Annotated in this window: 20 protein-coding genes and 1 pseudogene; 9 read left to right on the top strand and 12 right to left on the bottom strand. The window is 67.8% G+C overall.

Features of this window, described 5'->3' with window-relative positions:
* Nucleotides 1-111: 111 nt before the first annotated feature.
* The gene (locus N5C88_RS21080; RefSeq protein ID WP_118932465.1) at nt 112-1,077 is read left to right on the top strand and encodes a LysR substrate-binding domain-containing protein; all 966 of its coding nucleotides are present in this window, start codon (nt 112-114) and stop codon (nt 1,075-1,077) included.
* A 50-nt stretch (nt 1,078-1,127) separates the two neighbouring features.
* Here N5C88_RS21080 and N5C88_RS21085 read toward each other — a convergent pair whose 3' ends face one another.
* Entirely contained in the window at nt 1,128-1,739 is a 612-nt protein-coding gene (locus N5C88_RS21085) for a glutathione binding-like protein (RefSeq protein ID WP_059375907.1), read from the bottom strand.
* Nucleotides 1,740-1,819: 80 nt separating this feature from the next.
* Between N5C88_RS21085 and N5C88_RS21090 the strand changes: the two genes are divergently transcribed.
* Together N5C88_RS21090 and N5C88_RS21095 are read left to right on the top strand one after the other, a co-directional pair.
* Entirely contained in the window at nt 1,820-2,974 is a 1,155-nt protein-coding gene (locus N5C88_RS21090; RefSeq protein ID WP_280016160.1) for a PQQ-dependent sugar dehydrogenase, read from the top strand.
* A 5-nt stretch (nt 2,975-2,979) separates the two neighbouring features.
* Nucleotides 2,980-3,618: a glutathione S-transferase gene (locus tag N5C88_RS21095; protein WP_059376186.1), complete on the top strand. Its 639-nt coding sequence runs from the start codon at nt 2,980-2,982 to the stop codon at nt 3,616-3,618.
* A gap of 7 nt (nt 3,619-3,625) precedes the next feature.
* Here the strand turns inward: N5C88_RS21095 and N5C88_RS21100 are convergent, their stop codons facing one another.
* Together N5C88_RS21100 and N5C88_RS21105 are read right to left on the bottom strand one after the other, a co-directional pair.
* The gene (locus N5C88_RS21100) at nt 3,626-4,540 is read right to left on the bottom strand and encodes a DMT family transporter (protein WP_118932462.1); all 915 of its coding nucleotides are present in this window, start codon (nt 4,538-4,540) and stop codon (nt 3,626-3,628) included.
* A 59-nt stretch (nt 4,541-4,599) separates the two neighbouring features.
* Entirely contained in the window at nt 4,600-4,977 is a 378-nt protein-coding gene (locus tag N5C88_RS21105; protein ID WP_059375913.1) for a DUF423 domain-containing protein, read from the bottom strand.
* Between the two features lie 193 nt (nt 4,978-5,170).
* Here N5C88_RS21105 and N5C88_RS21110 point away from each other — a divergent pair, with 193 nt between their 5' ends.
* Both N5C88_RS21110 and N5C88_RS21115 read left to right on the top strand, forming a co-directional pair.
* A complete protein-coding gene (locus tag N5C88_RS21110) occupies nt 5,171-5,638 on the top strand; it encodes an antitoxin Xre/MbcA/ParS toxin-binding domain-containing protein (protein WP_251880007.1) in 468 nt (155 codons plus the stop codon).
* Nucleotides 5,635-6,150, top strand: a complete 516-nt coding sequence (locus N5C88_RS21115; RefSeq protein WP_059375918.1) for an RES family NAD+ phosphorylase — start codon at nt 5,635-5,637, stop codon at nt 6,148-6,150. The genes N5C88_RS21110 and N5C88_RS21115 overlap by 4 nt, the downstream gene beginning before the upstream one ends.
* Nucleotide 6,151: 1 nt before the next feature.
* Here N5C88_RS21115 and N5C88_RS21120 read toward each other — a convergent pair whose 3' ends face one another.
* Nucleotides 6,152-7,210, bottom strand: coding sequence for an alcohol dehydrogenase (locus N5C88_RS21120; protein ID WP_280016161.1), 1,059 nt, complete (start codon nt 7,208-7,210; stop codon nt 6,152-6,154).
* A 62-nt stretch (nt 7,211-7,272) separates the two neighbouring features.
* Nucleotides 7,273-8,481, bottom strand: a complete 1,209-nt coding sequence (locus N5C88_RS21125; protein ID WP_059375924.1) for an ABC transporter substrate-binding protein — start codon at nt 8,479-8,481, stop codon at nt 7,273-7,275.
* A gap of 231 nt (nt 8,482-8,712) precedes the next feature.
* Between N5C88_RS21125 and N5C88_RS21130 the strand changes: the two genes are divergently transcribed.
* Nucleotides 8,713-9,453: an IclR family transcriptional regulator gene (locus N5C88_RS21130; RefSeq protein WP_118932459.1), complete on the top strand. Its 741-nt coding sequence runs from the start codon at nt 8,713-8,715 to the stop codon at nt 9,451-9,453.
* A 16-nt stretch (nt 9,454-9,469) separates the two neighbouring features.
* Here the strand turns inward: N5C88_RS21130 and rocF are convergent, their stop codons facing one another.
* Together rocF and rocD are read right to left on the bottom strand one after the other, a co-directional pair.
* A complete protein-coding gene (gene rocF, locus N5C88_RS21135) occupies nt 9,470-10,432 on the bottom strand; it encodes an arginase (protein ID WP_118932458.1) in 963 nt (320 codons plus the stop codon).
* Nucleotides 10,432-11,675 (bottom strand): annotated as a pseudogene (gene rocD, locus N5C88_RS21145) (ornithine--oxo-acid transaminase). The gene rocF and the pseudogene rocD overlap by 1 nt, the downstream one beginning before the upstream one ends.
* Before the next feature lie 159 nt (nt 11,676-11,834).
* Between rocD and N5C88_RS21150 the strand changes: the two are divergent.
* Nucleotides 11,835-12,656, top strand: a complete 822-nt coding sequence (locus N5C88_RS21150) for a MetQ/NlpA family ABC transporter substrate-binding protein (RefSeq protein WP_280016163.1) — start codon at nt 11,835-11,837, stop codon at nt 12,654-12,656.
* A 113-nt stretch (nt 12,657-12,769) separates the two neighbouring features.
* Nucleotides 12,770-14,218 carry a diguanylate cyclase gene (locus tag N5C88_RS21155; protein WP_280016164.1) on the top strand — a complete coding sequence of 483 codons (1,449 nt, stop codon included), beginning with the start codon at nt 12,770-12,772 and terminating at the stop codon, nt 14,216-14,218.
* 7 nt (nt 14,219-14,225) lie between these two features.
* Here the strand turns inward: N5C88_RS21155 and N5C88_RS21160 are convergent, their stop codons facing one another.
* Nucleotides 14,226-15,422, bottom strand: a complete 1,197-nt coding sequence (locus N5C88_RS21160; protein ID WP_059375938.1) for an MFS transporter — start codon at nt 15,420-15,422, stop codon at nt 14,226-14,228.
* A 91-nt stretch (nt 15,423-15,513) separates the two neighbouring features.
* On the opposite strand from N5C88_RS21160, the gene N5C88_RS21165 reads away from it, so the two are divergent.
* On the top strand, nt 15,514-15,969 hold the full coding sequence (locus N5C88_RS21165; protein WP_054454198.1) for an Lrp/AsnC family transcriptional regulator: 456 nt from the start codon (nt 15,514-15,516) through the stop codon (nt 15,967-15,969).
* 10 nt (nt 15,970-15,979) lie between these two features.
* On the opposite strand, the gene N5C88_RS21170 is transcribed toward N5C88_RS21165, so the two are convergent.
* The 4 genes from N5C88_RS21170 to N5C88_RS21185 all read right to left on the bottom strand — a co-directional run bounded on the left by N5C88_RS21170 (nt 15,980) and on the right by N5C88_RS21185 (nt 21,981).
* Nucleotides 15,980-17,140 (bottom strand): metallophosphoesterase, encoded by a 1,161-nt coding sequence (locus tag N5C88_RS21170; protein ID WP_280016165.1) that lies wholly within the window; start codon nt 17,138-17,140, stop codon nt 15,980-15,982.
* Between the two features lie 60 nt (nt 17,141-17,200).
* Nucleotides 17,201-18,427: an alpha-hydroxy acid oxidase gene (locus N5C88_RS21175; RefSeq protein WP_059375943.1), complete on the bottom strand. Its 1,227-nt coding sequence runs from the start codon at nt 18,425-18,427 to the stop codon at nt 17,201-17,203.
* A gap of 102 nt (nt 18,428-18,529) precedes the next feature.
* Entirely contained in the window at nt 18,530-19,393 is an 864-nt protein-coding gene (gene asd, locus N5C88_RS21180; protein ID WP_059375944.1) for an archaetidylserine decarboxylase, read from the bottom strand.
* Nucleotides 19,394-19,626: 233 nt separating this feature from the next.
* A complete protein-coding gene (locus tag N5C88_RS21185) occupies nt 19,627-21,981 on the bottom strand; it encodes a cytochrome P450/oxidoreductase (protein ID WP_280016166.1) in 2,355 nt (784 codons plus the stop codon).
* Nucleotides 21,982-22,083: the final 102 nt, after the last annotated feature.

Consider the following 22,083-nt stretch of genomic DNA (forward strand, 5'->3'; position numbering starts at 1 on the left):
GGTGTTGAGGCCGGCAGGTTACACCCCGCATCCGCGCGCGCCCTCATCGAAAAATGTCGAAAACCTATAATCGGGCGTTATCGGTTTGGTGCTGATTTGCCAGGGGAAGAAATGGATGAGCATGCCTACGCGGACGAGGTCGGACCCACCGCCGGACGGCCTTTGAACCTGCGCCAGATCGAGGTGTTCCGCGCCATCATGATGGCTGGATCGATCAGCGGCGCGGGCCGCATGCTGCATGTCTCGCAACCGGCCGTCAGCCGCGTGCTGGCGCTGACCGAGAGCCGCTTGGGCTACAAGCTGTTCGAGCGCGTGAAGAGCCGGCTGTCGCCGACGGCCGAGGCGCGCCGGCTATACGCGGAAGTGGAGCAGGTCTACGGCGGCATCCAGCGCGTGAACGACCTGGCTGCCAGCCTGGGCCAGTCGGGCGCGGGCATGCTGAAGATCGTCGCCAGCGCCAGTTTCGGGCAGCGCCTCATTCCGATGGCGTTGGATCGCTTCCGCGGCCGCAATGCGGACGCGCGCGTCGACTATCGCAGCGTGACCTTTGACGAGCTGGCTGCGTATTTTCTATCGGGCCAGGCGGACATCGGCATCTCCATGCAGCCCCCCGATCATCCCAATCTGCGGTCCGTGCGCCTGGCGCGGGTGCCTATCGTCTGCGCGCTGCCTGCCGGCCACCCGTTGGCGGCGCGCGAGGTGGTGCGGCCGGAGGATTTCTCCACCGCGGCCTGGATCGGCTATCCCCGCGGCACGCCGCTCGCGCGTGCGCTCAAGCCCTTCTTCGGCGAGGGGCCGGCCTGCGCGGCGGCGGTGGAGGTGCATTCGCCCGTGACCGCCTGTTCTTTCGTGCAACAGGGCTTGGGGCCGGCGCTGGTGGACGCCTGGTGCGTGACGCCGGATCAGGCCGCGCACATGGTCTTGCGCCCGATATTGCCGCAGGCCAGCGTGGATATCTGGGCCACGCATTCGAATCTGAGCGCGCCGCCCTTGCTGGCGCGGCGCTTTCTGGCGGCAGTGAAGAAGACGCTGGAAGAGGGCGCGCCGCGCGAACTGGCGCCCGGCGCTTCCAGCTGAGGGCTTCCAGCTGAGGGCTTGCGGCTGGCGGCGCAAGCCCCGCCGAGGCCTTACAGGCCTTCGGCCTTGAGCGCGGCCTGGACGCCCTTGTCGGCTTCCATGCGCTTGAAGAACGCGGCCAGGTTGTCCAGGCCCGACAGCTTCACTTCCTTGGCGTGCGCCCAGCGCAGCACCACGTACAGGTAAGCGTCGGCGATGGAAGGCTTGTCGCCCGTCAGGTAGGACTTGCCGGCGAGCTGCCCGTCCAGTTGCGCGAACAGCTTGGTCAGCAGCGCGGAAGCCGAGGCGGCCAGCTCCTTCTGCGCGCCTTCGTCGCCGACGAAACGCGACGCGCCGAAGATCATCGAGAAGGTCTTGTGGATGTCCGAGTTGATAAAGCCGAGCCAGCGGCGCACTTCGGCGCGCGAGCGCGGCGAGCCGTCGCCCAGCAGCTGCAGTTCCGGCGCGTGTTCAGCCAGGTATTCGAGGATCGCCGCGTTCTGCGTGACGGTCCAGCCGTCGTGCGCCAGGGCGGGCACGGCGCCCAGCGGGTTGACCTTCAGGAACTCCGGACCCTTGAGCTCGTCGCGGCTCAGCTTGTGCGTTTCATAGGGTTTGCCGATCCATTCCAGAACGATGTGGGAAGCGAGCGAGCACGCGCCGGGCATGTAGTACAGTTTCATCAGATGGGGTCTCCTGAGAGCAAGGACGGGGATCTCCGTTCCTGGCCGATATGGTACGCCACCCGTTGCCGGAGATGCCCATGCCGTCACGTCCCGCCGCAATCGCGCGCGCGCTGTTCCTGTCGTTCTCCTCGTGCTTGGCGCTGCCCGCGTCCGCGCAGCCGGGGCCCGAACCCGCATCGGTCCCGGCCCGCGTCACGGCCGTGGTGGGCGGGCTCATTCATCCCTGGGCCATGGCTTTTCTGCCCGAAGGCGGCGTGCTCATTACCGAGCGTCCCGGCAACCTCAGGCTGCTGCGCATCCCGGGCGGCTTGTCCAAGCCGCTGGCCGGCGTGCCCAAGGTCGCGGCGCAGGGCCAGGGCGGCCTGCTGGACGTGGCGCTGTCGCCGGACTTCGCGCGGGACCGCTATGTCTACCTGTCCTATGCCGAGGCCGACGGTTCGAAGAGCGGCACCGCCGTGGGCCGCGGCAAGCTGTCCGCCGACGGTACTGCGCTGGAGGATTTCCGCGTGCTGTTCCGCCAGCAACCGAAGCTGTCGTCGGGCCTGCATTACGGATCGCGGCTGGTGTTCGACGGCAAGGGCTATCTGTACATCTCGCTGGGCGAGAACAACCAGCGGCCCACGGCGCAGGACCTGGACAAGCTGCAAGGCAAGGTGGTGCGGTTGAAGGCCGACGGCTCGGTGCCGCCCGACAATCCCTTCGTCGGCCAGGCCGGCGCGCGGCCCGAGATCTGGTCCTACGGGCATCGCAATCCGCAGGGCATGGCGCTCAATCCCTGGAGCGGCCAGCTCTGGGAGAACGAACACGGGCCGCGCGGCGGAGACGAGATCAATCTGGTCAAGCGCGGCAAGAACTACGGCTGGCCGCTGGCTACCCACGGCATCAACTATTCGGGCCAGCCCATCCCCGAAGCCAAGGGCGCCGACCTGCCCGGCATGGAGCCGCCGCTCTACTGGTGGCCGAAGTCGCCGGCCATCAGCGGCATGGCTTTCTATAGCGCCGACCGCTTTCCCGCCTGGCGCAATTCCGTGTTCATCGGCGCGCTGGCCAACCAGAATCTCATCCGCCTGACCTTGGACGGCGACCGCGTGGTGGCGCAGGAGTGGCTGCTGACGGATCGCAAGCAGCGGATACGCGACGTGCGGCAAGGACCGGACGGTTATGTGTACGTGTTGACGGACGCCTCGCCGGGAGAGTTGCTGCGCCTGGCGCCGGCCGAACAGGGGGAGTGAACGCCATGAAACCGTATGAGCTGATCGGATCCGCGGGCTGCGGATCCGCCATCGTCGAGATGGCGCTGGTGCTGGCCAACGTGCCGCACACCTTGACGGACCTGCCGTACCTCAAGCCCGGCGCCGAACGCGACAGGCTGCTGCAATTGAATCCGTTGGGGCAGGTGCCCACGCTGGTCCTGCCGGACGGCGAAGTCATGACCGAGAGCGCGGCCATGATCCTGCATCTGAACGACGTGGCGCCCCACGCCGGCCTGGCGCCCGCGCCCGATAAGCCTGAGCGCGCCCGATTCCTGAATTTGCTGATCCGGCTGGTGGCGGCGATCTATCCCACGTTCACCTATGGCGATGATCCGCCGCAATGGACCACGGCAGGCCCCGCCGCCGAGCTGTTGAGGCAGCGCGTGCACACGCGGCGGGCGGAGATCTGGCTGGAACTGGAACGTCAGGCTGGCGCCCCGCACATGCTGGGCCGGCGCTTTTCGGCGCTGGACCTGTACGTGACGGTCATGACGCATTGGCGTCCCGGGCCGGCGTGGTTCGCATCCGAGTGTCCGGCGCTGACCGCCGTGGCGTGCGAGGCGGCGCTGGAACCCAACGTGGCCCGCGTGCTGCAGCGGCATTTTCCGCCGCCCACGGAGTAGCTCGGCGTCAGGCCTTGGCCGGCTTGCGGGTCCTGGACTTGGCCCGCGCTTCGCGCAAGGCAATGTAGACGCCGCTGCCGGCGATGAAGAGCGCGCCCAGATAGGCATAGGCGTCCGGGGTCTCTTGCCAGAAGATCCAGCCCAGGATGGTGGCCCAGATCAGCCCGGTATAGTCGAAGGGCGCAACCACCGAGGCGGGACCGATGCGGAATCCCTGGGTGATCAGCGCCAGGCCCAGGGTGCTGAACAGCGCGACGGCGCCGAAGTACGGCAGATCCTCCATCGCGGGCTGCTCCCATACCAGGGGCAGGGCGACCGCGCTACAGACCAGTTGGCCCAGCACGATGTAGAGCGTGGTCGTCAGCATGCCTTCGTTGCGGTTGATGCCGCGCGCCGTGATCATCATCACCCCATAAAGCAAGGCGGTAACCAGCGGCAGCAAGGTGGCCGCCTGGAAGGTTGCGGCCCCCGGCCGCACCACGATCAGCACGCCGGCAAAACCGGCCAGCACGGCCAGCCAGCGCTTGCCGTCCACCCGTTCTTTCAGGACCAGCACCGACAGCGCCGTCACGAACAGCGGCGCGGCGAACGCGATGGCGGTGGCCTCGGCCAGCGGCAGCGTGCGCAGGCCCAGATAGAAGCAATAGGCCGAGACGACGTTGATGGCGCCGCGCGTCAGGTGCAGGCCGGGGTGCGCGGTGCGCAAGACCCGGCGTCCGCCCAGCCACAGCGCCAGCGAGGCGACGAAAGGCAGAGCGATGAGCGCCCGCAGGAACAGGATCTGCAGCGGGTTGTAGTTGGCGCCGAGCCATTTGGCGTTGGCGTCGCTCAAGGTCAGGAAGAAAATGCCGCCCACCACGCAGGCGATGCCTGCTGCGGCGGATTGGGCCTGGGCGGCGGGAAGTACGGAAGAGGTGGACATCTACAGCCTGGGAGGGCGGCGGTTCCGGCCGCCCGAAAGGGAAGGAAGGGGGGGAGGGTTCAGCCTTGGGCGCGATAGGCCGCCAGCGCGACCATTGCCCATGACGCCAGGAAGGCGACGCCGCCGAAAGGCGTGACGGCGCCCAGCCAATGCGTGCCGGTCAGGGACAGCACATACAGGCTGCCGCAGAACAGCACGATGCCGACGAACATCACCACGCCAGCCGCGGACAGCAGGGACGAACCGTAGCGGGCGCCCAGCAGCGCGACGACGAACAGGCCCAGCGCATGGACCAGGTGGTACAGCACGCCGGTCTGCCAGACGGACAGCAATTCCGGCGTCAGCATGCGCTTGAGGCCATGGGCGCCAAAGGCTCCCGCGCCCACCGCCACCATGAGATTCAACGCCGCGAGTATCGTCAGCTGCCGGTCCGTCATCGCCAGTCCTTATAAGTGTCTGAGCTATTGTGTTACAGCCGCCTATGATATGCCCAAATCCAGCCTCCACCCCGGGGGTGTCGCTTTCGGGGACGGATCTTGTGGCGGGAATTCCAAATGGAATATCATGAATTCAATTTGGAAATTCCAGGAGGCCCGCAGCCGCGGCCTCCAGACTTGCAGGAGCCAGGCCATGAGCGTAGCCGCCCTTCAAAAGAACCCCGCCAAGCGTCCGCCGCGCCATGCGGCGGCGCGCGCCAAGCAGTTGTTCCGCAGCCTGGTCGACAGCCCCCTGGTGGACATGGCGCGCGACGTGCGCCGCGGCCTGCCCGCGCAGATGGTCGACGACGCCGCCGACTACCTGCAGGTGCCCAAGTCTGAAATCATGGCCATCACCGAGGTCAAGGCGGCGTCGCTGTCGCGCTGGAGCCGCGAAGGCCTGATGCTGCCGCTGGGCGAATCGGACCGCCTGGCCCGCGTCGCGCGGGTGGCGCGGGTGGCGCGCCAGGTGCTGGGCAGCGACGAAGAAGCGGTCGCCTGGCTGAACACGCCGGTGCCCGCGCTGGGCAACGTCAAGCCGCTGTCCCTGCTGACATCCGACGCCAGCAGCCGCATCGTCGAGGACACGCTGGCGCGCGCCGCGGCGGGCGTCTACGCATGACGGACGACAGCATTTCGATCTGGCGTATCGGGACTACCGCAGGCAAGTACCGCGCCGACGATTTGAGCGGGGCGGGCGCCGCGGCCGTGGGCGGGCGCTACAACAGCCCGGGTACGGCGGTGGTCTATGCCTCGGCCAGCGTGGCGCTGGCGGCGCTGGAAACGGTGGTGCACTTTGCGGCCCGCGCATCCGAGCAGGCCAACCGCTATCTGATCGAACTGGCGGTGCCGCGCGCCGTCCACGAAGCCCGCCAGGCGCTGAGCCTGACGCAGTTGCACGAGGATTATCCGTTCTGGGACGCCGTGCCTTTCGCCGAAGCCTCGCAGGCCGTGGGCGACAACTGGGTGCAGTCCGGCGTGTCGGCGCTGCTTGAACTGCCCAGCGCCATCGTGCCTTATCGGGGTGTGCCGGACTGCAATTTCCTGATCAATCCGGCGCACCCGGACGCCGAGCACATCGTGGTGGTGCGGCGCGAACGCTTCATCTACGATCCGCGCCTGCGCCCCGTCTAGTTCAGTCCGTCAGCACCGCGCGGCCCACGACCTTGCCGGCCCGCAGCGATGCCAGCACGCTGTCGGCTTCGGCCAGCGCGTGGCGATGCACGGGCATGGGCGGAACCTTGCCGGCCCGCACCAGCTCCATCAGTTCCTGCAGTTCGGTCAGGTTGCCGACGTAGCTGCCGATGATGGACAGAGCCTTCATGGGGATCAGCGCGATGGGCCAGGACGATGCGCCGCCGAACAGGCCCACGATGATCAGCTTGCCGCCCTTGGTCAGGAAGTCGAAGGCGAGCGAGGTGGTCGCGGGCGCGCCGACCAGGTCGATGGCCGCCTGGACAGGCTTGCCGCCGGCCGCCTTGATGATCTGCTGCGCGGCATCGGGCGCGGCGCCGTCGATGGCGGCGAGCGCGCCGGCTTCCAGCGCGGCCTGGCGCTTGGCCGGGTCGATGTCGACGACGATGGCGCCGGCGCCGCCCAGGGCCTTGATCAGCGTCAGGCTCATCAGGCCCAGGCCGCCCGCGCCGAAGATGACCACGGGATGCGAACGGTAGACGTCCGGGCCGATCTTCTTCAGCGCGGAATAGGTGGTGAGCCCCGAGCAGGCATAGGGCGCGATCTGCGCGGGATCGAGGTCGCCGATGTCGATCAGGTAGCGCGGATGCGGCACCAGGATGTGGTCGGCATAGCCGCCGGCGCGGTGCACGCCCAGGCAGGCGGGCGCGGAGCAGTGGTTCTCCATGCCGGCCAGGCACGGTGTGCACTTGCCGCAGCCGATCCAGGGATAGACGAGGTAGTTGCGGTCGGCCGAGAGTCCCTGGGCGTCGGGGCCGGCGGCGACGACGGCGCCCACGGTTTCGTGGCCCATGGTCAGCGGCAGCGACACGCCGCGGTCCTTCAGCGACAGCGTGCGGCCCTGGCCCAGGTCGTAACCGCCTTCCCACAAGTGGATATCGCTGTGGCATACGCCAGCCGCGCGGACCTTCAGCAGCACCTGCGACCCTTGCGGCGTGGGCGTGGGCTGGTTCATTTCCTGCAAGGGCTCGCGGAAGTTCACGACGCAATAGCACTTCATGGGATGTCTCCTCCTGGGTGGTTTCTACGGCCGGCCCGCGAGGCGGGCGCGGCGTGGCAAGGCTATTTCTTCACGGTCGGGCATTCACTGTCCGCCAGGGACACGAAGACCTTTTCGCCCGGCACCGTGGACAGGATGCGGTAGAAGTCGCCGGGGTACTTGGATTCGGCGGGTTTCTTCACTTCGACCAGATACAGATCCATGATGACGCGGCCGTCTTCGGGGCGCACCCGGGCATTCTTGATCAGTTTGGTGGTGATGGGCAACTCGCGCATCTTCTGGTTGACGGTCGCGCCGTCGAAGGTGCCGGCGGCCTGGGCGGCTTGCAGATAGTGCGTCGTGGCAACGTAGCTCAGCGCCTGCACGATGGACGGCGCGCGCGTCACGCCCATCTTCTTTTGCCAGCGCTGGGTCCAGGCCCGGGTGTCCTCGTCCGCGTCCCAATAGAAACCGGTCGGGAAAGTCAGCCCTTGCGCCACGGGCAGGCCCATCGCCTGGACGTCGTTGATGAAGGTCAGGAAAGTCAGCATGCGCTGCTTGCCGCCGGTCAGTCCGAACTCCTGGGCCTGCTTGATCAGGTTGACCAGATCGCCGCCGGCGCTGGCCAGGCCCACCACGTCAGCCTTGGACGATTGGGCCTGCACCAGGAACGAAGCGAAATCCAGCGCGCCCAGCGGATGCCGGGTGCTGCCCAGCACCTTGCCGCCGGCCTTGTCCACGAAGCGCGAGGCGTTGGCTTCCAGCGATTTGCCGAAGACGTAATCGGTGGTGATGAAGTACCAGGACTTGCCGCCGCTTTCGACCACGCTCTTGACCACGGCATTGGCCAGGGCATAGGTGTCGGGCGCCCATTGGGTGCTGAGATTGCTGCACTGCTTGCCGCTGAAGTCCCCGGCGAAGCCGCCGCTGATGAGGGCGGTTCCGCCTTTTTCGCGCGCCACGCCCTGCGCGGCCAACCCTGCGGAGCTGGCGCCGCCGTCCACCACGGCCACCAGGCCTTGCGTGTCGAACCAGCGGCGAACCAGGGCCGAGGCCACGTCCGCCTTGTTCTGGTTGTCGGCGCCTATGACTTCGACGGTCTTGCCGGCGACCTTGCCGCCAAAGTCCTCGACCGCCATGCGCACGGCCATCTCGGAGCCCAGCCCGCCCAGGTCGGAATAGATGCCCGAACGGTCGTTGGACACGCCCAGGCGCACCACGTCGTTTTGGGCTTGGGCCGCGCAGGCGGCCAGCGAGGCGGCCAGCGCCGCCAACAGGGGTTTGATACGCATCTGCTTGCCTCCCGGCCCGATGAGGGCCGAATTATTGGTGTCTCGTTGGGATGCTGTGTATCTGCTTGCGGGGCGCCAGTTCTCCATCTGGCCGAAAATTATTTCACATTGGTGAAAGAAAATTCTTGTGCAAGAATTTAGGTTCGCACATATGAAAAGTCAACATAGTGGATTTCCCAAGTCGAAGCGCGGGCGCGCCGGCTGGAGGGACGCCGCGCGAGGGGTAGACGCATGGAAGTGAAGCTCGTCGCAAGAACGCTGGAACTGATCGAACTGTTTGCCCAGGAGCGGCGGCCGATGCCGCTGACCGAGCTGGCGCAGGGCCTGGGCGCGCCCATGTCCAGCTGCCTGGCATTGGTGCGCACGCTGGTGGCGCGGGGCTATCTGTACGAGGTCCGGCGGCGCGCCGGCTACTACCCCACGCCCAAGCTGCATGCCTTGTGCGGGTCGATCCAATCGGGCGATCCCTGGATGGAGCGGGTGCGTCCGCAGCTCGCGGCGCTGCGCGATGCGGCCAATGAAACGGTGATGCTGGGCAAGATCCAGGACGGCGCGGTGCTGTTCCTGGACATGGCGGAATCCACCCACCCGGTGCACTACGCGACCCGGCCCGGGGTGCGGCGGCCTTTGCACACCAGCGCCGTGGCCAAGGCCATTCTTGCGCGCCTGGGGCCGGCCGAGCGCGAGAGCATCCTGGCGGACGCCGGGTACGAACGCTATACGGATCGCACGCTGGTCACGCGCCAGGCGCTGCTGGACGAAGTGGAGCGGACGGCGGCCAGGGGCTGGGCCGAAAACGCCGGCGAAAGCGTGGCCGACCTGACCGGGCTGGCGGTGGCGCTGGACCTGGGCGGGGAATGGTACGCGCTGTGCATGGCGGGACCCACTTCGCGCGTTGCCGAGAGGCGCGCAGAGAACCTGCGCTTGTTGACCGAGACGGCGGAAGCGATCCGTCTCGGCCGGGAAGCTTAGGGCCTGTGCATGGGGCTCAGGAACCGCGGCGCATCAGCGTGGACTTGCCGAACAGGCTTTCGATGAGGTCCACCGCCAGCTCCGCGGTCTTGTTGCGCACGTCGAAGGCAGGGTTCAGTTCCACCACGTCCAGCGACCGCATCAGGCCGGTGTCGGCGATCATTTCCATGCACAGCTGCGCCTCGCGGTAGGTGGGGCCGCCGGGGACGGTGGTGCCCACGCCGGGGGCGATTTCCGGGTCGAGGAAATCCACGTCGAAGCTCACGTGCAGATGGGTATCGGCGTCCAGCCCGGACAGGGCCGCTTCCATGGTGGCGCGCATACCCATTTCGTCCAGGTAGCGCATGTCGAAGACTTCCAGCCCGGCCTCATGCACCAGGCGCTTTTCGCCCTGGTCCACGCTGCGGATGCCGATCTGCCGCACCCAGCCCGGCTCGATGTCGGGCGTCTGGCCGGACAGGCCCGTGATCTGCGCCGGGCCGTAGCCGCACAGGCAGGCCACCGGCATGCCGTGGATGTTGCCGGTGGGGGTGAGCGCGTTGGTATTGAAGTCGGCATGGGCGTCCAGCCACAACACGCGCAGCTTCTTGCCAGCCGTGCGGCAATGGCGCGCGACCGCGCTGATCGAGCCTATGCCCAGGCAGTGGTCGCCGCCCAGTAGGATGGGCAGGCGGCCCTGGCTCAATTCCTCATGGACGGCGTCGTGCACCGCGCGGTTCCAGGCGGCGACTTCGTCCAGGTGGCGATAGCCGTCCACCGGCGGCAGCCAGGGATTGGCCGGGCCGTAGAGGTTGCCGCGGTCGGTCACCTGGAAACCCTGGGCCTCGATGACCGGGCCCAGATCCGCCACGCGCAGGGCTTCAGGCCCCATGGACGCGCCGCGCGCGCCGGCGCCGATGTCGGTGGGCGCGCCGATCAGGGTGATGTGGTGGGGCAGGTTGGCGGTGTTCTGCAAATCGCGGACTCCGGTAGGGGGCATCAAGTGGCGGATAATACCGCGCTCAATTGGTCGCAGGCCCAGTCGATCTGTTCGCGCGTCACGATCAGCGGCGGCGACAGGCGCAGCGTGTGGCCGTGCGTATCCTTGACCAGCATCCCGCGTGCCTGCAGGCGTTCGCACCACAGGCGCGCGCCGCCGGCGTCGGGCTCCAGTTCCACAGCCAGCATCAGGCCGCGTCCGCGCACTTCGCGCACGGGACCCGGCAGGGTGCGCAGGCGGTCCAGGAAGTAGGAACCCATGGCGGCCGCGTTTTCTATCATGCCTTCCTCGATCAGCACGCGCAGCGCGGCGCGCGCGATGGCGCAGGCCAGCGGGTTGCCGCCGAAGGTGCTGCCGTGCTGCCGTGCTGGCCGGGCTGGAACACGCCCAGCACGTCGGCGTTGGACAGCACCGCCGACACGGGGTAGAAACCGCCCGACAGCGCCTTGCCGATCAAGGTGACGTCCGCTTCGATGCCTTCATGCTCTTCTGCCAGCAGCTTGCCGGTGCGGCCCAGGCCGGTCTGGATCTCGTCCAGGATCAGCGTGATGCCGCGCTCGGTGCAGCGCTGGCGCACCCGCGCGAAATAGCCCGCAGGCGGCAGGACCACCCCGGCTTCACCCTGTATCGGTTCCACCAGGAATGCCACGGTGTTGGGCGTGATGGCGGCGTCGAAGGCCTCGTAGTCGCCGAAAGGAACGATCTTGAATCCCGGCGCGAACGGCCCATAGTGGCCATAGGCGTCAGGGTCGGTAGAGAAGCCCACGATACCAAGCGTGCGGCCATGGAAGTTGTTGGCGCAGACGATGATCTCGGCCTGGTTCTCCGGCACGCCGCGCACTTCGTAGCCCCATTTGCGCACGGCCTTGATGGCGGTTTCCACGGCTTCCGCGCCGCTGTTCATGGGCAGGATCTTGTGCGCTCCGGTCAGGCGCGCCAGGTCTTCGTAGAACGGCGCCATCTGGTCGTGGCGGAAGGCGCGCGAGGTCAGCGTGAGCTTTTGCGCCTGCTCGGCCATGGCGGCCAGGATGGCGGGATGGCAATGCCCCTGGTTGACGGCGGAGTAGGCCGACAGGCAATCCAGGTACTTGCGGCCGTCCACGTCGTAGAGCCAGACGCCGCTGCCGCGCGCGATGACCACGTCAAGCGGATGGTAGTTGTGTGCGCCGAGCTGGTCTTCCACGCGGTCGCGGTGGCTGGCGGCGGACTGCGCGCCCGGCTGGGTGTTCAATACCGCGCTCATGAGCGTCTCCCGAGGAGGTATTGCAGCCATCTTAGCGCCGCAATCCGGTCCGCGGCATTGCCATTGCGTGACAAAGGCCATTGCCGGGCGATGCCGCGGGCTGCTGCACAATAGCGGCTGCGCGGGGCGATGCCCTGTTTTCCTACCTGGATGGTCCTCATGTTGTTGCACAAACTGCTACTGAAATTCACCCGCTGCGCGGCCACGGCCGGGTTGGCGCTGGCCTGCGCCTCCGCCGTCATGGCGCAGGACAAGCCGCTGCGCATCGGCGTGATCCCCAGCGTGGCCAATGCCGCCACCGAGATCGCCATCGCCCAGGCCCAAAAGGAAGGCCTGGAGGTCAAGCTGGTGGAATTCAACGACTGGGTGTTGCCCAACATCGCGGTCGCCGACGGTTCGGTGGACGCGAACTTCTTCCAGCATGAACCCTTCCTGGAACTCTTCAACCAGCGCCGCGGCGCTGACCTCAAGCCCATCGCCTACGGCTATTCCACCACCATCGGCCTGTTTTCCAAGAAGCTGAAGAAGGGCGACGCGATGCCCGAGGGCGCGACCATTGCGGTTCCCAACGACCCGGTCAACACCGGCCGGGCGCTGTTGTTGCTGGAATCCATCGGCCTGATCAAGCTCAAGCCCGGCGTGGCGCACCAGGCCGCGCTGGAGGACGTGGTGTCGAACCCCAAGAAGCTGAAGTTCGTGCCGATCGAAGGCTCCCAGTCCGCGCGCACCTTCGACGACGTGACCGCGTCCGTCACCTACACCACCTTCGCCAAGCAGGCCGGCTTGAACGAGAAGGACGGCCTGGCCTTTGACAACACCGATCCGGCCAATGTGCGGCGCTATGCCATCCGCTGGGTGGCCACGCCGGCCGGCGCGCAGGATCCGCGCCTGCTGAAGTTCATTTCGATCTACCAGAACTCGGCCGAAGTGAAGGCCAAGCTGCGCAGCCTTTATGGCGACCTGATCGACTTTCCCTGGTAGCGCGGCGCGGCGAGCCGAGGGGGGGCGGGCGTTGACGATTCTTGGCAGTTCGGCTCAGAGATAGCTCGTATACTGGCCCCAATTTTCCTCCCGCCCGGAGATCAGGCGCCGCCATGGCTGCTCCGCAGGGCGCGCCCTCTACTTTCGAGCCCCAAGCCATGCGTATTCCATCGCCCGACGATGCCGCCCATGCCCAGGTCCTGCCCGTCGATGACGGCCGCATCCTGGCTGCGGCCAGCGCGATCCTCGCGGCGGGGCCGCAGGCCGGTTTTTTCGATACGCTGATCAACCGCGCGGTCGCGGACATGGGCGTGGACTACGCCTGGGTGCGGCTGCATGACGCCGGCGGCGGGACGGAGCTGATCGCCAGCGTCAGTTGCGGCGCGGGCCTGGCGGCCGATCCCGCGGGCGCGGGCGACGCCTTGCATGCGCGGCTGGCGGATCAGACCTCGCAGGCGTGTCTGCGAGACTTGCGGCAAGACCATCCCTGGCTGCTCGAGGCCGGCGTGCGGGCCTGCGTGGCCCGTACGCTCTTCGACGGGAATGGAGTCGCCTGCGGCCACATCGCCTTTCTCTTCAGGCGCGAGCTGGCCGATGCGTCAGCCCACGCCAACGCGCAAGCCATACTGGCCAGCTTCGCGCAGCACGCCGTGCTGGGCGCGGCCGCGCGCGAAAGCGAGCTGGCGCGCCAAAACGAAGTCATTGCGCAGTTCGGCGCGCTGTTCCGGTCGGCGCCGGTGCTGATCAACGCCTTCGACCAGGACGGCCGCTGCACGCTGTGGAACGACGCCTGTGTGCGGCGCTTCGGCTGGTCCGAAGCCGAGATCAAGCTGAGCTCGAACCCGTTTGCGCTGTTTTACCCCGATCCGGCGGTACGGGATCGCGCGATGGACAGCGTCGTCGCGCGGCCCGAACGCTCGTTCCGCGAATGGCAGCCGCGCACACGCGACGGCGAGCAACTGTCGGTGCTTTGGTCCAACGTCAAGTTGCCCGACGGCAAGGTCGTGAACCTGGGCATGGACATCACTGAAAGCCGGCGCGCGGAAGCCGCGCTGGAGCGCATGGCCCGGGTGGACAGCCTGACCGGCTGCTGGAACCGCGCCGAAATCCTCAAGCGCATGGAAGAACGCCTGGCCGACGGCCGCCGTGGCGCGGGCGGGCCGACCACCGCGCTGATGCTGGACCTGGATTACTTCAAGCAGGTCAACGACCGCTATGGGCACTTGGGGGGTGACGTGGCGCTGAGGCACTTCTGCGATCAACTGCGCGCCTGTCTGCGCGAGGGCGATTCGGCAGGAAGGCTGGGCGGCGAGGAATTCCTGGTGCTGCTGGCGGACGCCGACGCGGCGGTGGCGCGCGCGATCTGCGAGCGCCTGCGCGCCAGCCTGAGGCAGCATCCGGCGGATATCGACGGGGCGGTGGTGACGCTGTCGGTCAGCGGCGGCATCGCGGGCTTTCTACCTGGCGACGCCACCGCGTCGGACGTGCTGCGCCGTGCGGATTTCGCGCTATATCAGGCCAAGCGGTCGGGTAGGGATTGCGCGGTGGAGTACCGGAGCTGAGGGGCGCTCAGGCAGCCGCCTGGCCGCCCGCCGCGCGCCGGCCGTTCAGGCGCCAATGCAGGCCTAGCGCCGCGGCGGCCAGGGCGCAGGCCGCGGCCAAGCCCAGCGCTTCGAACCCCGCGTGGGTGTAGATGGTGCCGGCGATCGCGGTGCCGACGCTTGCGCCCAGATAGGTGGTGCAGGTATTCAGCCCCAGCACCGCGCCGCGTTCTTCGGGCCGGGCGCGCGACAGCAGCAGCACCAGCAGGTTCAGGCTCAGTTGCGAGGCCGCGCCCCAGAGGGTGGCGATGGCAAGCACCGCGCTCAACGCATGCGCGGCCGGCAGCAGCCCCAGATACACCAGCGCGATCACGCCCAACGCCATCGGCAGGGCGCGGCGCGGCCCCAGCCGCTCGATCAGCGGCGCGCCAGCTACCCCGGCCAGCAGGAACCCTGCGCCGTAGGCGAAAGCGATGAAGCCTACCTGTCCCGCGGATAGCCCCAGCAGGCCGCGCACATGATCGGCCAGGAAGGCATACACGCCATAGAAGGCCGACGAGAACGCCAGGCAGCCCAGCAGCAAAGCGGGCACGTCGCGATAGGACAACGGCGCCAGCAGGCGCGACAGGCGCAGCGGCGCGGGATTCTCGGCGCGGCGCTCCGGCAGCTGGCGCAGCCCGAGCACGGCGATGGCGGCGCAGAGCGCCAGCGTGGCGTAGGTGGCGCGCCAACCCACGGCGTCGGAGATGAGCGCGGACAGCGGCACGCCCGCCACCAGCGACACGGACCAACCCGCGATGACGCGGCCCAGGGTGCGCGCCTCCTGGCCGGGCGGCGCGATCAGCGCGGCCGATCCATAGGCCGCGGGCAGGATGACCCCCGCCGCAGCGCCTGCCAGGGCTTGCGCCAGCGTCAGCACGATCCAGTGCGGCGCGCAGGCGGACAAGATCAGCGCGGCGATCAGCACCGCCATCGCGCCCAGCAGCGAGCGGCGCACGCCGATGCGGTCGATGCGGGCGGCCAAAAAGAAGGCGCTGGCGGCGGTGGCCGCGCCATACGCGGAAATGGCGGTGCTGATGGTCAGCGGGGAAGTGGAAAAAGAGCGCGCCACGTCGCTCAGGATGGGGCTGAGCGCCAGACCGTTGGAGCCTACGACGCTGACGGCGAACATCAGGGCGGGGACGGAAGAGGCGGGGCGGGCGCTGCGGGTGCTACGGTTCTGCATCGCGAAATTTTATTGGAATAAAATAAGGGTTAACGCTTATATTTCCTTATTCCATAAAAGTTCGAATGCCGTTCGGCAGAACCCAATTCCAATGCCTGATCTTGACGACCGCGACCGAAAGCTATTAACGCTGCTGGCCGACGATGCCTCCCCCAGCTACGCCGAACTGGGCAAAATGCTGAACCTCTCCGCCCCGGCCGTGCATGAAAGGGTCAAGCGTCTGAAGCGCGACGGCCTGATAAAAGGCATCGCCGCCAAGCTGGATGGCGCGCGCATCGGCCGGCCGCTGCTGGCCTTCGTGCACGTGGACACCAACAACTGGACCATTACGCAGCAGGTGCTGGGGCTGGCCGAGCTGACCGAGGTGGAGGAGATCCACACCATCACCGGCAAGAGCGCCATGCTGCTGAAAGTGCGCGTGCGCGACACGCAGGCGCTGGAGGCGCTGCTGGCCCGCATCCATCAGATCGACGGCATCACCAACACCACCAGCGACATCGCCTTGACCAGCTATCTGGAGCGCGGGCCCTTGCCGGACAACGGCTGAACCGCGCCGCTCAAGCCGCGCGCAGCCGCAGGCGCGTGATCTCGGAGGGCGCGCCCAGGCGCTTGGGCGGTCCCCAATAGCCCGTGCCGCGGCTGATGTAGATCCACATCTTGCCCAGGCGATGCAGGCCGGCCGTATAGGGCTGCTGGAACCGCACGAAGAAACCCCAGGGGAAGAATTGTCCGCCATGCGTATGGCCGGACAATTGCAGGGTATAGCCCAGCGGCTCGGCCGCCGCCGCGCTGCGCGGCTGGTGCGCCAGCAGTATCCGGGGCATGGCATCGGCGGGCGCGCCCGCCAGCGCCGCCTTGGGGCTGCTGCGCTGCTGCGGATCGAACGAGCCCGCGCTGTAGTCGGTGATGCCCGCCACCACCACGGGCAGGCCGGCGGGGTGGATGACCACGTGTTCATTCATCAGCACGCGCAGCCCCATGCGGCGGAACTCGGCGATCCAGGGCGTGGCGCCCGAATAGTATTCATGGTTGCCAGTCACCAGATAAACCCCGTGGGTCGCGCGCAGCTGACCCAGCGGGCTGGCCTGGGCGGAAAGCTGCTCGACGCTGCCGTCGACCACATCGCCAGTGATCGCAATCATGTCCGGCAGCTGTTCATTGACGGCGTCGACGATGGCCTGCACGTAGCGTTTCTTGATGGTCGGGCCGACGTGGATGTCGCTGATCTGCACGATGGTGAAACCGTCCAGGTCGGGCGCGAGCCCGGCGATGGGCACGTCCACATCGACCACGCGCGCCCGCTTGCGGGCGTTGTACAGGCCGGCCAAGGTCGCGGCGAGAGCCAGTAGGGGCACGGTCCAGGCGCTGGCCCGGCGCAGCGCGGTCCAAGGCAGACCGGCGCCGATGAGCAGATCCGCCAGCCCCGCCGCCAGCAGCAGCGCGTCGCGCAGTACCGTCAGCACGAACAGGGACGAGAACAGGCCCATCGCGAACAGCCCGACCCAGGCGATGCGGTCGCCCCAGGGCGGGTGCACGGAAGAACGCCCCAGCATCCCCAGCGGAATCAGGATGCAGGACAGCAGCAAGACAAGGATGGCGGCGGCGGAACCCGCTCCGCCCAGTTGGGCGTCGGGGATCAGGCGGGCGCCCACGTAGACGTGAGCCAGGGCGCCCAGGGTCAGGAAGCGCAGGAAGAATGAGGATTGGCGTAGGGACACGGCGACTCTGGGGCGCGTCGGGCGGAAAGCCGCGGCGCGCGTGGCAAGGGAACCGTCATTCTATGCCGCGTGCGGATTCTCCCGCACGAGCAAATCCGGCCCCATCTCCCGCACATGGTTGATGCCCAGCATCGCCATGTTGCGGTCGACCTCGGCGCGCAGCAGGCCGATTGCATGCGCCACGCCGGCTTCGCCGCCGACCGCCGCAGCGTAGTTGAAGGGTCGTCCGACGAAGACGAAGCTTGCGCCCAGCGCCAGCGCCTTGAGCACGTCGCTGCCGCGGCGCACGCCGCTATCCATCATCACGGTCATGTTGCCGGCGGCGGCGACCACGCCGGGCAGGGCGCGCAGCGGCGAGACCGCGCCGTCCAGTTGCCGGCCGCCATGGTTCGACACGATGATGCCGTCGGCGCCATGCTGCCGCGCCAGCGCCGCGTCCTGCGGGTGCAGGATGCCCTTGATGATGAGCGTGCCCGGCCACTGGCGGCGGATGCGCGCCACATGTTCCCAACTGAGGTGGTCGCGCGCGCTGAAGTCGCGCAGCACCGACGATGACACGATCGGCGCGCCGCGCGTCGCGAAGGAGTTTTCGAAATGCGGCATGCCATGGGCCAGCAGCGTGCGCATGAACGTGCCGGCCAGCCAGCGCGGCCGCGTCAGGCCGTCCCAGGCCAGGCGCAGGCTGGGCTTGAGCGGCGTGGAGAAGCCGGTGCGCACGTTGTTTTCGCGGTTTGCCGACACGGGGATGTCCACCGTCAGCACCAGCGTTTCGTAGCCGGCGTGGCGGGCGCGCTCGACCAGCGCGTCGATGCGCTGCGGATCCCCCGGCAGATAGGCCTGGAACCAGGTGCCGGGCGCTGCGCGGATGACGTCTTCCAGCGGAATCAGCGAGGTGCCGCTGAGGATGGCGGGTATGCCTTGCTCACGCGCGGCACGCGCCAGCACGATGTCGCCGCGGTAGGCCGACAGCGCGCTGATGCCCATCGGGGCAATGCCGAAGGGCGAGGCATAGCGGCGGCCAAAGAGCTCGGTTTGCTGCGTGCGGCGCGACACGTCCACCAGCACGCGCGGGGAAAACGCGTACTGCGCAAAGGCGTTGCGGTTGCCGCGCAGGGACTGGTTGTCTTCGGCCGCGCCCGCGACATAGCCGAAGATCGGCCGCGGCAGGCGGCGTTTCGCGGCCGCCTCGAAGTCGTCCAGCGACAGCATGCGCGCCAGCGCGCGCGGCAAGGGGCGGTCGGCCGAGGCGGCGCGGGGACTGGCAGTGGTCGAGAGCAGGGATGTCATGGCGGGCCGGCAAAAGCCCGTAATCTAGCAACGCCGATTCATCGCATAAAGCGAATAAAACCAGACATCCAATTTCGATTTAAGCGAAGAGCTGCCCGGAAACTACGCGGGCAGCGCCATCAGTTCGCCCATGCGCACCGGACCCAGCACGGAGGGCGTATCCGCCCAGCGGATCTGGTTGGGGCCGAACAGCACGATAGCGGTGGAGCCCAGCTTGAAGCGGCCCATTTCCGCGCCTTTGGCCAGATGGATCGGGGCGCGCGCCGCGTCATCGTAGCGGGTGGCTTTGACACGCCGCTTGTGCGGCGTGACCAGGCCGGCCCACACCGTCTCGATGGAGGCGACGATCATCGCGCCCACCAGCACCACCGCCATCGGGCCGTGCTCGGTGTCGAAGATGCACACCACGCGCTCGTTGCGCGCGAACAGGCGCGGCACGTTGCGGGCGGTCAGCGGATTGACTGAGAACAGGCGGCCGGGCACGTGGACCATTTCGCGCAGGGTGCCTGCGACCGGCATGTGCACGCGGTGGTAATCCTTGGGCGACAGATAGATGGTGGCGAATTCGCCGCCCTGGAACGGGGCTGCGCGCTCGGTATCGCCGCCCAGCAGGTCGGCCAGGCCGTAGCTGTGGCCCTTGGCCTGGAAGATCCGGCCATGTTCGATCGCGCCCATCTGGCTGATGGCGCCGTCGGCGGGACACACCACCGAGCCCGGCTCGTCGTCCAGCGGCCGCGCGTCTTCCTTCAATGCCCGCGTGAAGAAATCGTTGAAGCAATCGTAGGCCAGCGGGTCTTCCTGCAGCGCTTCGCGCATGTCCACGCCATAGCGGCGGACGAAGCGCGAGATCATCCAGTTCTTGACCGCGGGTTCCCGGCAGTCGGATGCGTACCCGAAGAGCCGCGACACCAGATGGTGAGGGGCGAGATACTGGCTGGCGAGGAATAGTTGGTCTTTGATCGGCATCTAGGAGCGCTGAGAAATTACCCCGCGGCCGGCCGCGGCATGGGCCGGCCCGCAGTGGGCCCGCCTTCAAGCCCGGGACTGGCCGCGTCAAAAAACGTCGTCCCGCGTTGCAGCGGGACGACGTGGTGATGAGCAGAGGGGTGAATTCTACCGCTTTCAGGCGCACTTCAGGCATATGAATGCGTGCATGCGACGCCAGGCGCAAGCGCGCGGCATTGCAGGCACGCCAGCCCCTACAGCTCCAGCACGATGCGCTTGCCCTGGGCGCGGGAGCAGCAGGCCATCATGCGGTTGCCGGCCTCGCGCTCGGCGCGGGTCAGCACCACGTCGCGGTGATCGACCGCGCCGCCCAGCACGCGCACCTCGCAGGAGCCGCAGAGTCCTTCCTCGCAGTCGCTCTGCACGTCGATATTGGCGCCGCGCAGCGCGCTCAGCAGGGTCTGGTCGGCAGGCACCTGCACGACGATGCCGGAGTCCTTCAACTCGGCCTCGAAGGCGTGTTCCTTGGACGGGTCCAGCGTGGCGAGCGTGGAATGGAAGTGCTCCACGCGCAGACTGTCCTCGGGCCAGGCGGCGCAGGCGGCCTGCAGGGCATCCAGCATGCGCTCCGGGCCGCAGGCGTAGATCTGGACGCCGGTCTCGGGGCGGGACAGCAGGGCGCCGAAGTCGTTGCGGCTGCCTTCGTCGCTGACGTGCAGACGCAGGCGCGCGCCGTGCAGTTGCTGCAGTTCGTCCAGCATGGCCATGCTGGCGCGCGAGCGGCCGCTGTAGTGCAGTTCGTAATCCTGGCCCAGTTCGCGCGCGCGGCGCGCCATGGCGCTGATGGGCGTGATGCCTATGCCGCCGGCGATGAGGATCAGGCGTTTGGCGCTTTCGTCCATGCGGAAATGGTTGCGCGGGCCGCGTGCGCGGACGATGCTGCCCGCGCGCAGGTGCTGGTGGATCCAGGCGGAACCGCCGCGGCCCGCGGTTTCCTTGAGCACGGCGATCTCCAGCGCATGCGCGGCGGCCGGATCGCCGCAGAGCGAATATTGGCGCGAGAGGCCGGTGTCGCCGCATTCGAGGTCGATGTGCGAGCCGGGCGTCCAGCGCGGCAGCGGCTTGCCATCGGGCGATTCGAGCCGGATGCGCGCGATGCCGTCGGCCGCGGCCGTGACCTCGGTCACGACCAGCTTGCGGCTGATGGCGTGGGTGGAAGGCTCGCCGATGCGAACCGGCTGCACCTGATCCAGCAGGGCGGCGTCGCGGCGCTCGGGGTTGTCGGCCGGATTCCATTCCACCCACAGATGCTCCGGGCCGCGGAACGAGGTGTTCGGCACGTAGGTGAACTGCTGTTCGGCCAGGCGCATGTGCGGCAGGCGGCGCGTCAGCTCTTCCAGGAAGATCTGCATCTCCATGCGCGCCAGGTTCTTGCCCATGCATTGGTGCGCGCCGTAGCCGAAGGTCAGCTGGTCGCTGGCGTTGTCGCGGCGGATGTCGAAGAAGTCGGCGTCGGCGAAATGGCGCTCGTCGTGGTTGGCCGACGACGACACGATCAGGAGTTTGGCGCCCGCGGGAATCGCCACGCCGGCGATCTCGGTGTCGCGCGTGGCCAGGCGACGCCAGGCCGCGACCGAGCCGTTGTGGCGCAGGCATTCCTCGACCGCGTTGGGCAGCAGGCCGGGGTCCTCGCATAGTTCGCGCCAGGCGTCGGGGTGCTGCAGCAGCAGCTTGATGGCGTTGGCCGAGGCGTTGGCGGTGGTCTCATGCGCCGCGACGATGCCCGCCATCATCATCGAGTGCAGGTAGGAGTCGGTGACGACCTCGGGGTGGTCCTTCTGCTTGCGGATGCCGTACTGCATCCAGCCCGGGGCGTCGGGATCCTGGCGCATCTTGTCCAGGATCTTGCCCGCCAGCTGCCAGAAGTTCCCCACCGCATGCGCCACTTCCACCTGTTCTTCCGGCTTGGGCCGTCCCCAGGTGTTGACGGTGTGCGCGATGGAGTACTTGCGCAGCAGATCCATGTCTTCCTCGGGTACGCCCAGGAAGTGCAGGGCAACCGTCAAGGGCACTTCCCACAGCATCTGGTCGACCAGGTCGGCGCGGCCGTCGTTGATGAAGCGGTCCACGTATTCGCGCGTCAGGCGCCGCACCATGGGTTCGTGGTGCTTGAGCTCGTCCGGCGTGAACGGGTCCATCAGCACGCGGCGGCGCGGCATGTGGGCCGGCTCGTCCTCGTTGACCAGGGTGCGGTTCATCGCGTAGCCGTAGCTGGCCAGCACGGCGTTGGCCTCGGGGCCAGTGGGCGTGATCTTTTCCAGCGCGATCGAGGGGCTGTAGGTGTGGTTGTCGCGGAACACGGCCTTGATGTCGTCGTAGCGGGTGACCACCCAATAGCCCAGCTTGGGGCTGTAGAACACGGGTTCCTGTTCGCGCGCCCAGCGCACGTACTCGGGCGGATCCTGCTGATAGCCGTCGCCAAAAGGATCGAATTCCGCGGCGCGAGGGCTGACCGGACAGGCCTGGGCGCGCGCCAGCGCGGCGTGGTCTATCGGACAGCCGCCGGTATTGGCGGGCGCGGTGGTTGCAGGGGTGGTTGGGTGGCCCATGTCGTCGCTCCGGATTACAATTGCGTAAATCATATACGCATTGCGTAATTATTCAATTGGGGTAATCTCCGGGCTGCATCCGCAGCCGCTAGGCAGATCCCT

This window comes from Achromobacter sp. GD03932, assembly GCF_029839485.1.
In the GTDB taxonomy this organism is placed as follows: domain Bacteria; phylum Pseudomonadota; class Gammaproteobacteria; order Burkholderiales; family Burkholderiaceae_B; genus Achromobacter; species Achromobacter bronchisepticus_A.

What these genes read in the sequence shown, in the direction of transcription:
- N5C88_RS21080 (WP_118932465.1), top strand. Translation starts at nt 112, where the DNA reads ATGGATGAGCATGCCTACGCGGACGAGGTCGGACCCACCGCCGGACGG.
- N5C88_RS21085 (WP_059375907.1), bottom strand. Translation starts at nt 1,739, where the DNA reads ATGAAACTGTACTACATGCCCGGCGCGTGCTCGCTCGCTTCCCACATC.
- N5C88_RS21090 (WP_280016160.1), top strand. Translation starts at nt 1,820, where the DNA reads ATGCCGTCACGTCCCGCCGCAATCGCGCGCGCGCTGTTCCTGTCGTTC.
- N5C88_RS21095 (WP_059376186.1), top strand. Translation starts at nt 2,980, where the DNA reads ATGAAACCGTATGAGCTGATCGGATCCGCGGGCTGCGGATCCGCCATC.
- N5C88_RS21100 (WP_118932462.1), bottom strand. Translation starts at nt 4,540, where the DNA reads ATGTCCACCTCTTCCGTACTTCCCGCCGCCCAGGCCCAATCCGCCGCA.
- N5C88_RS21105 (WP_059375913.1), bottom strand. Translation starts at nt 4,977, where the DNA reads ATGACGGACCGGCAGCTGACGATACTCGCGGCGTTGAATCTCATGGTG.
- N5C88_RS21110 (WP_251880007.1), top strand. Translation starts at nt 5,171, where the DNA reads ATGAGCGTAGCCGCCCTTCAAAAGAACCCCGCCAAGCGTCCGCCGCGC.
- N5C88_RS21115 (WP_059375918.1), top strand. Translation starts at nt 5,635, where the DNA reads ATGACGGACGACAGCATTTCGATCTGGCGTATCGGGACTACCGCAGGC.
- N5C88_RS21120 (WP_280016161.1), bottom strand. Translation starts at nt 7,210, where the DNA reads ATGAAGTGCTATTGCGTCGTGAACTTCCGCGAGCCCTTGCAGGAAATG.
- N5C88_RS21125 (WP_059375924.1), bottom strand. Translation starts at nt 8,481, where the DNA reads ATGCGTATCAAACCCCTGTTGGCGGCGCTGGCCGCCTCGCTGGCCGCC.
- N5C88_RS21130 (WP_118932459.1), top strand. Translation starts at nt 8,713, where the DNA reads ATGGAAGTGAAGCTCGTCGCAAGAACGCTGGAACTGATCGAACTGTTT.
- rocF (WP_118932458.1), bottom strand. Translation starts at nt 10,432, where the DNA reads ATGCCCCCTACCGGAGTCCGCGATTTGCAGAACACCGCCAACCTGCCC.
- N5C88_RS21150 (WP_280016163.1), top strand. Translation starts at nt 11,835, where the DNA reads ATGTTGTTGCACAAACTGCTACTGAAATTCACCCGCTGCGCGGCCACG.
- N5C88_RS21155 (WP_280016164.1), top strand. Translation starts at nt 12,770, where the DNA reads ATGGCTGCTCCGCAGGGCGCGCCCTCTACTTTCGAGCCCCAAGCCATG.
- N5C88_RS21160 (WP_059375938.1), bottom strand. Translation starts at nt 15,422, where the DNA reads ATGCAGAACCGTAGCACCCGCAGCGCCCGCCCCGCCTCTTCCGTCCCC.
- N5C88_RS21165 (WP_054454198.1), top strand. Translation starts at nt 15,514, where the DNA reads ATGCCTGATCTTGACGACCGCGACCGAAAGCTATTAACGCTGCTGGCC.
- N5C88_RS21175 (WP_059375943.1), bottom strand. Translation starts at nt 18,427, where the DNA reads ATGACATCCCTGCTCTCGACCACTGCCAGTCCCCGCGCCGCCTCGGCC.
- asd (WP_059375944.1), bottom strand. Translation starts at nt 19,393, where the DNA reads ATGCCGATCAAAGACCAACTATTCCTCGCCAGCCAGTATCTCGCCCCT.
- N5C88_RS21185 (WP_280016166.1), bottom strand. Translation starts at nt 21,981, where the DNA reads ATGGGCCACCCAACCACCCCTGCAACCACCGCGCCCGCCAATACCGGC.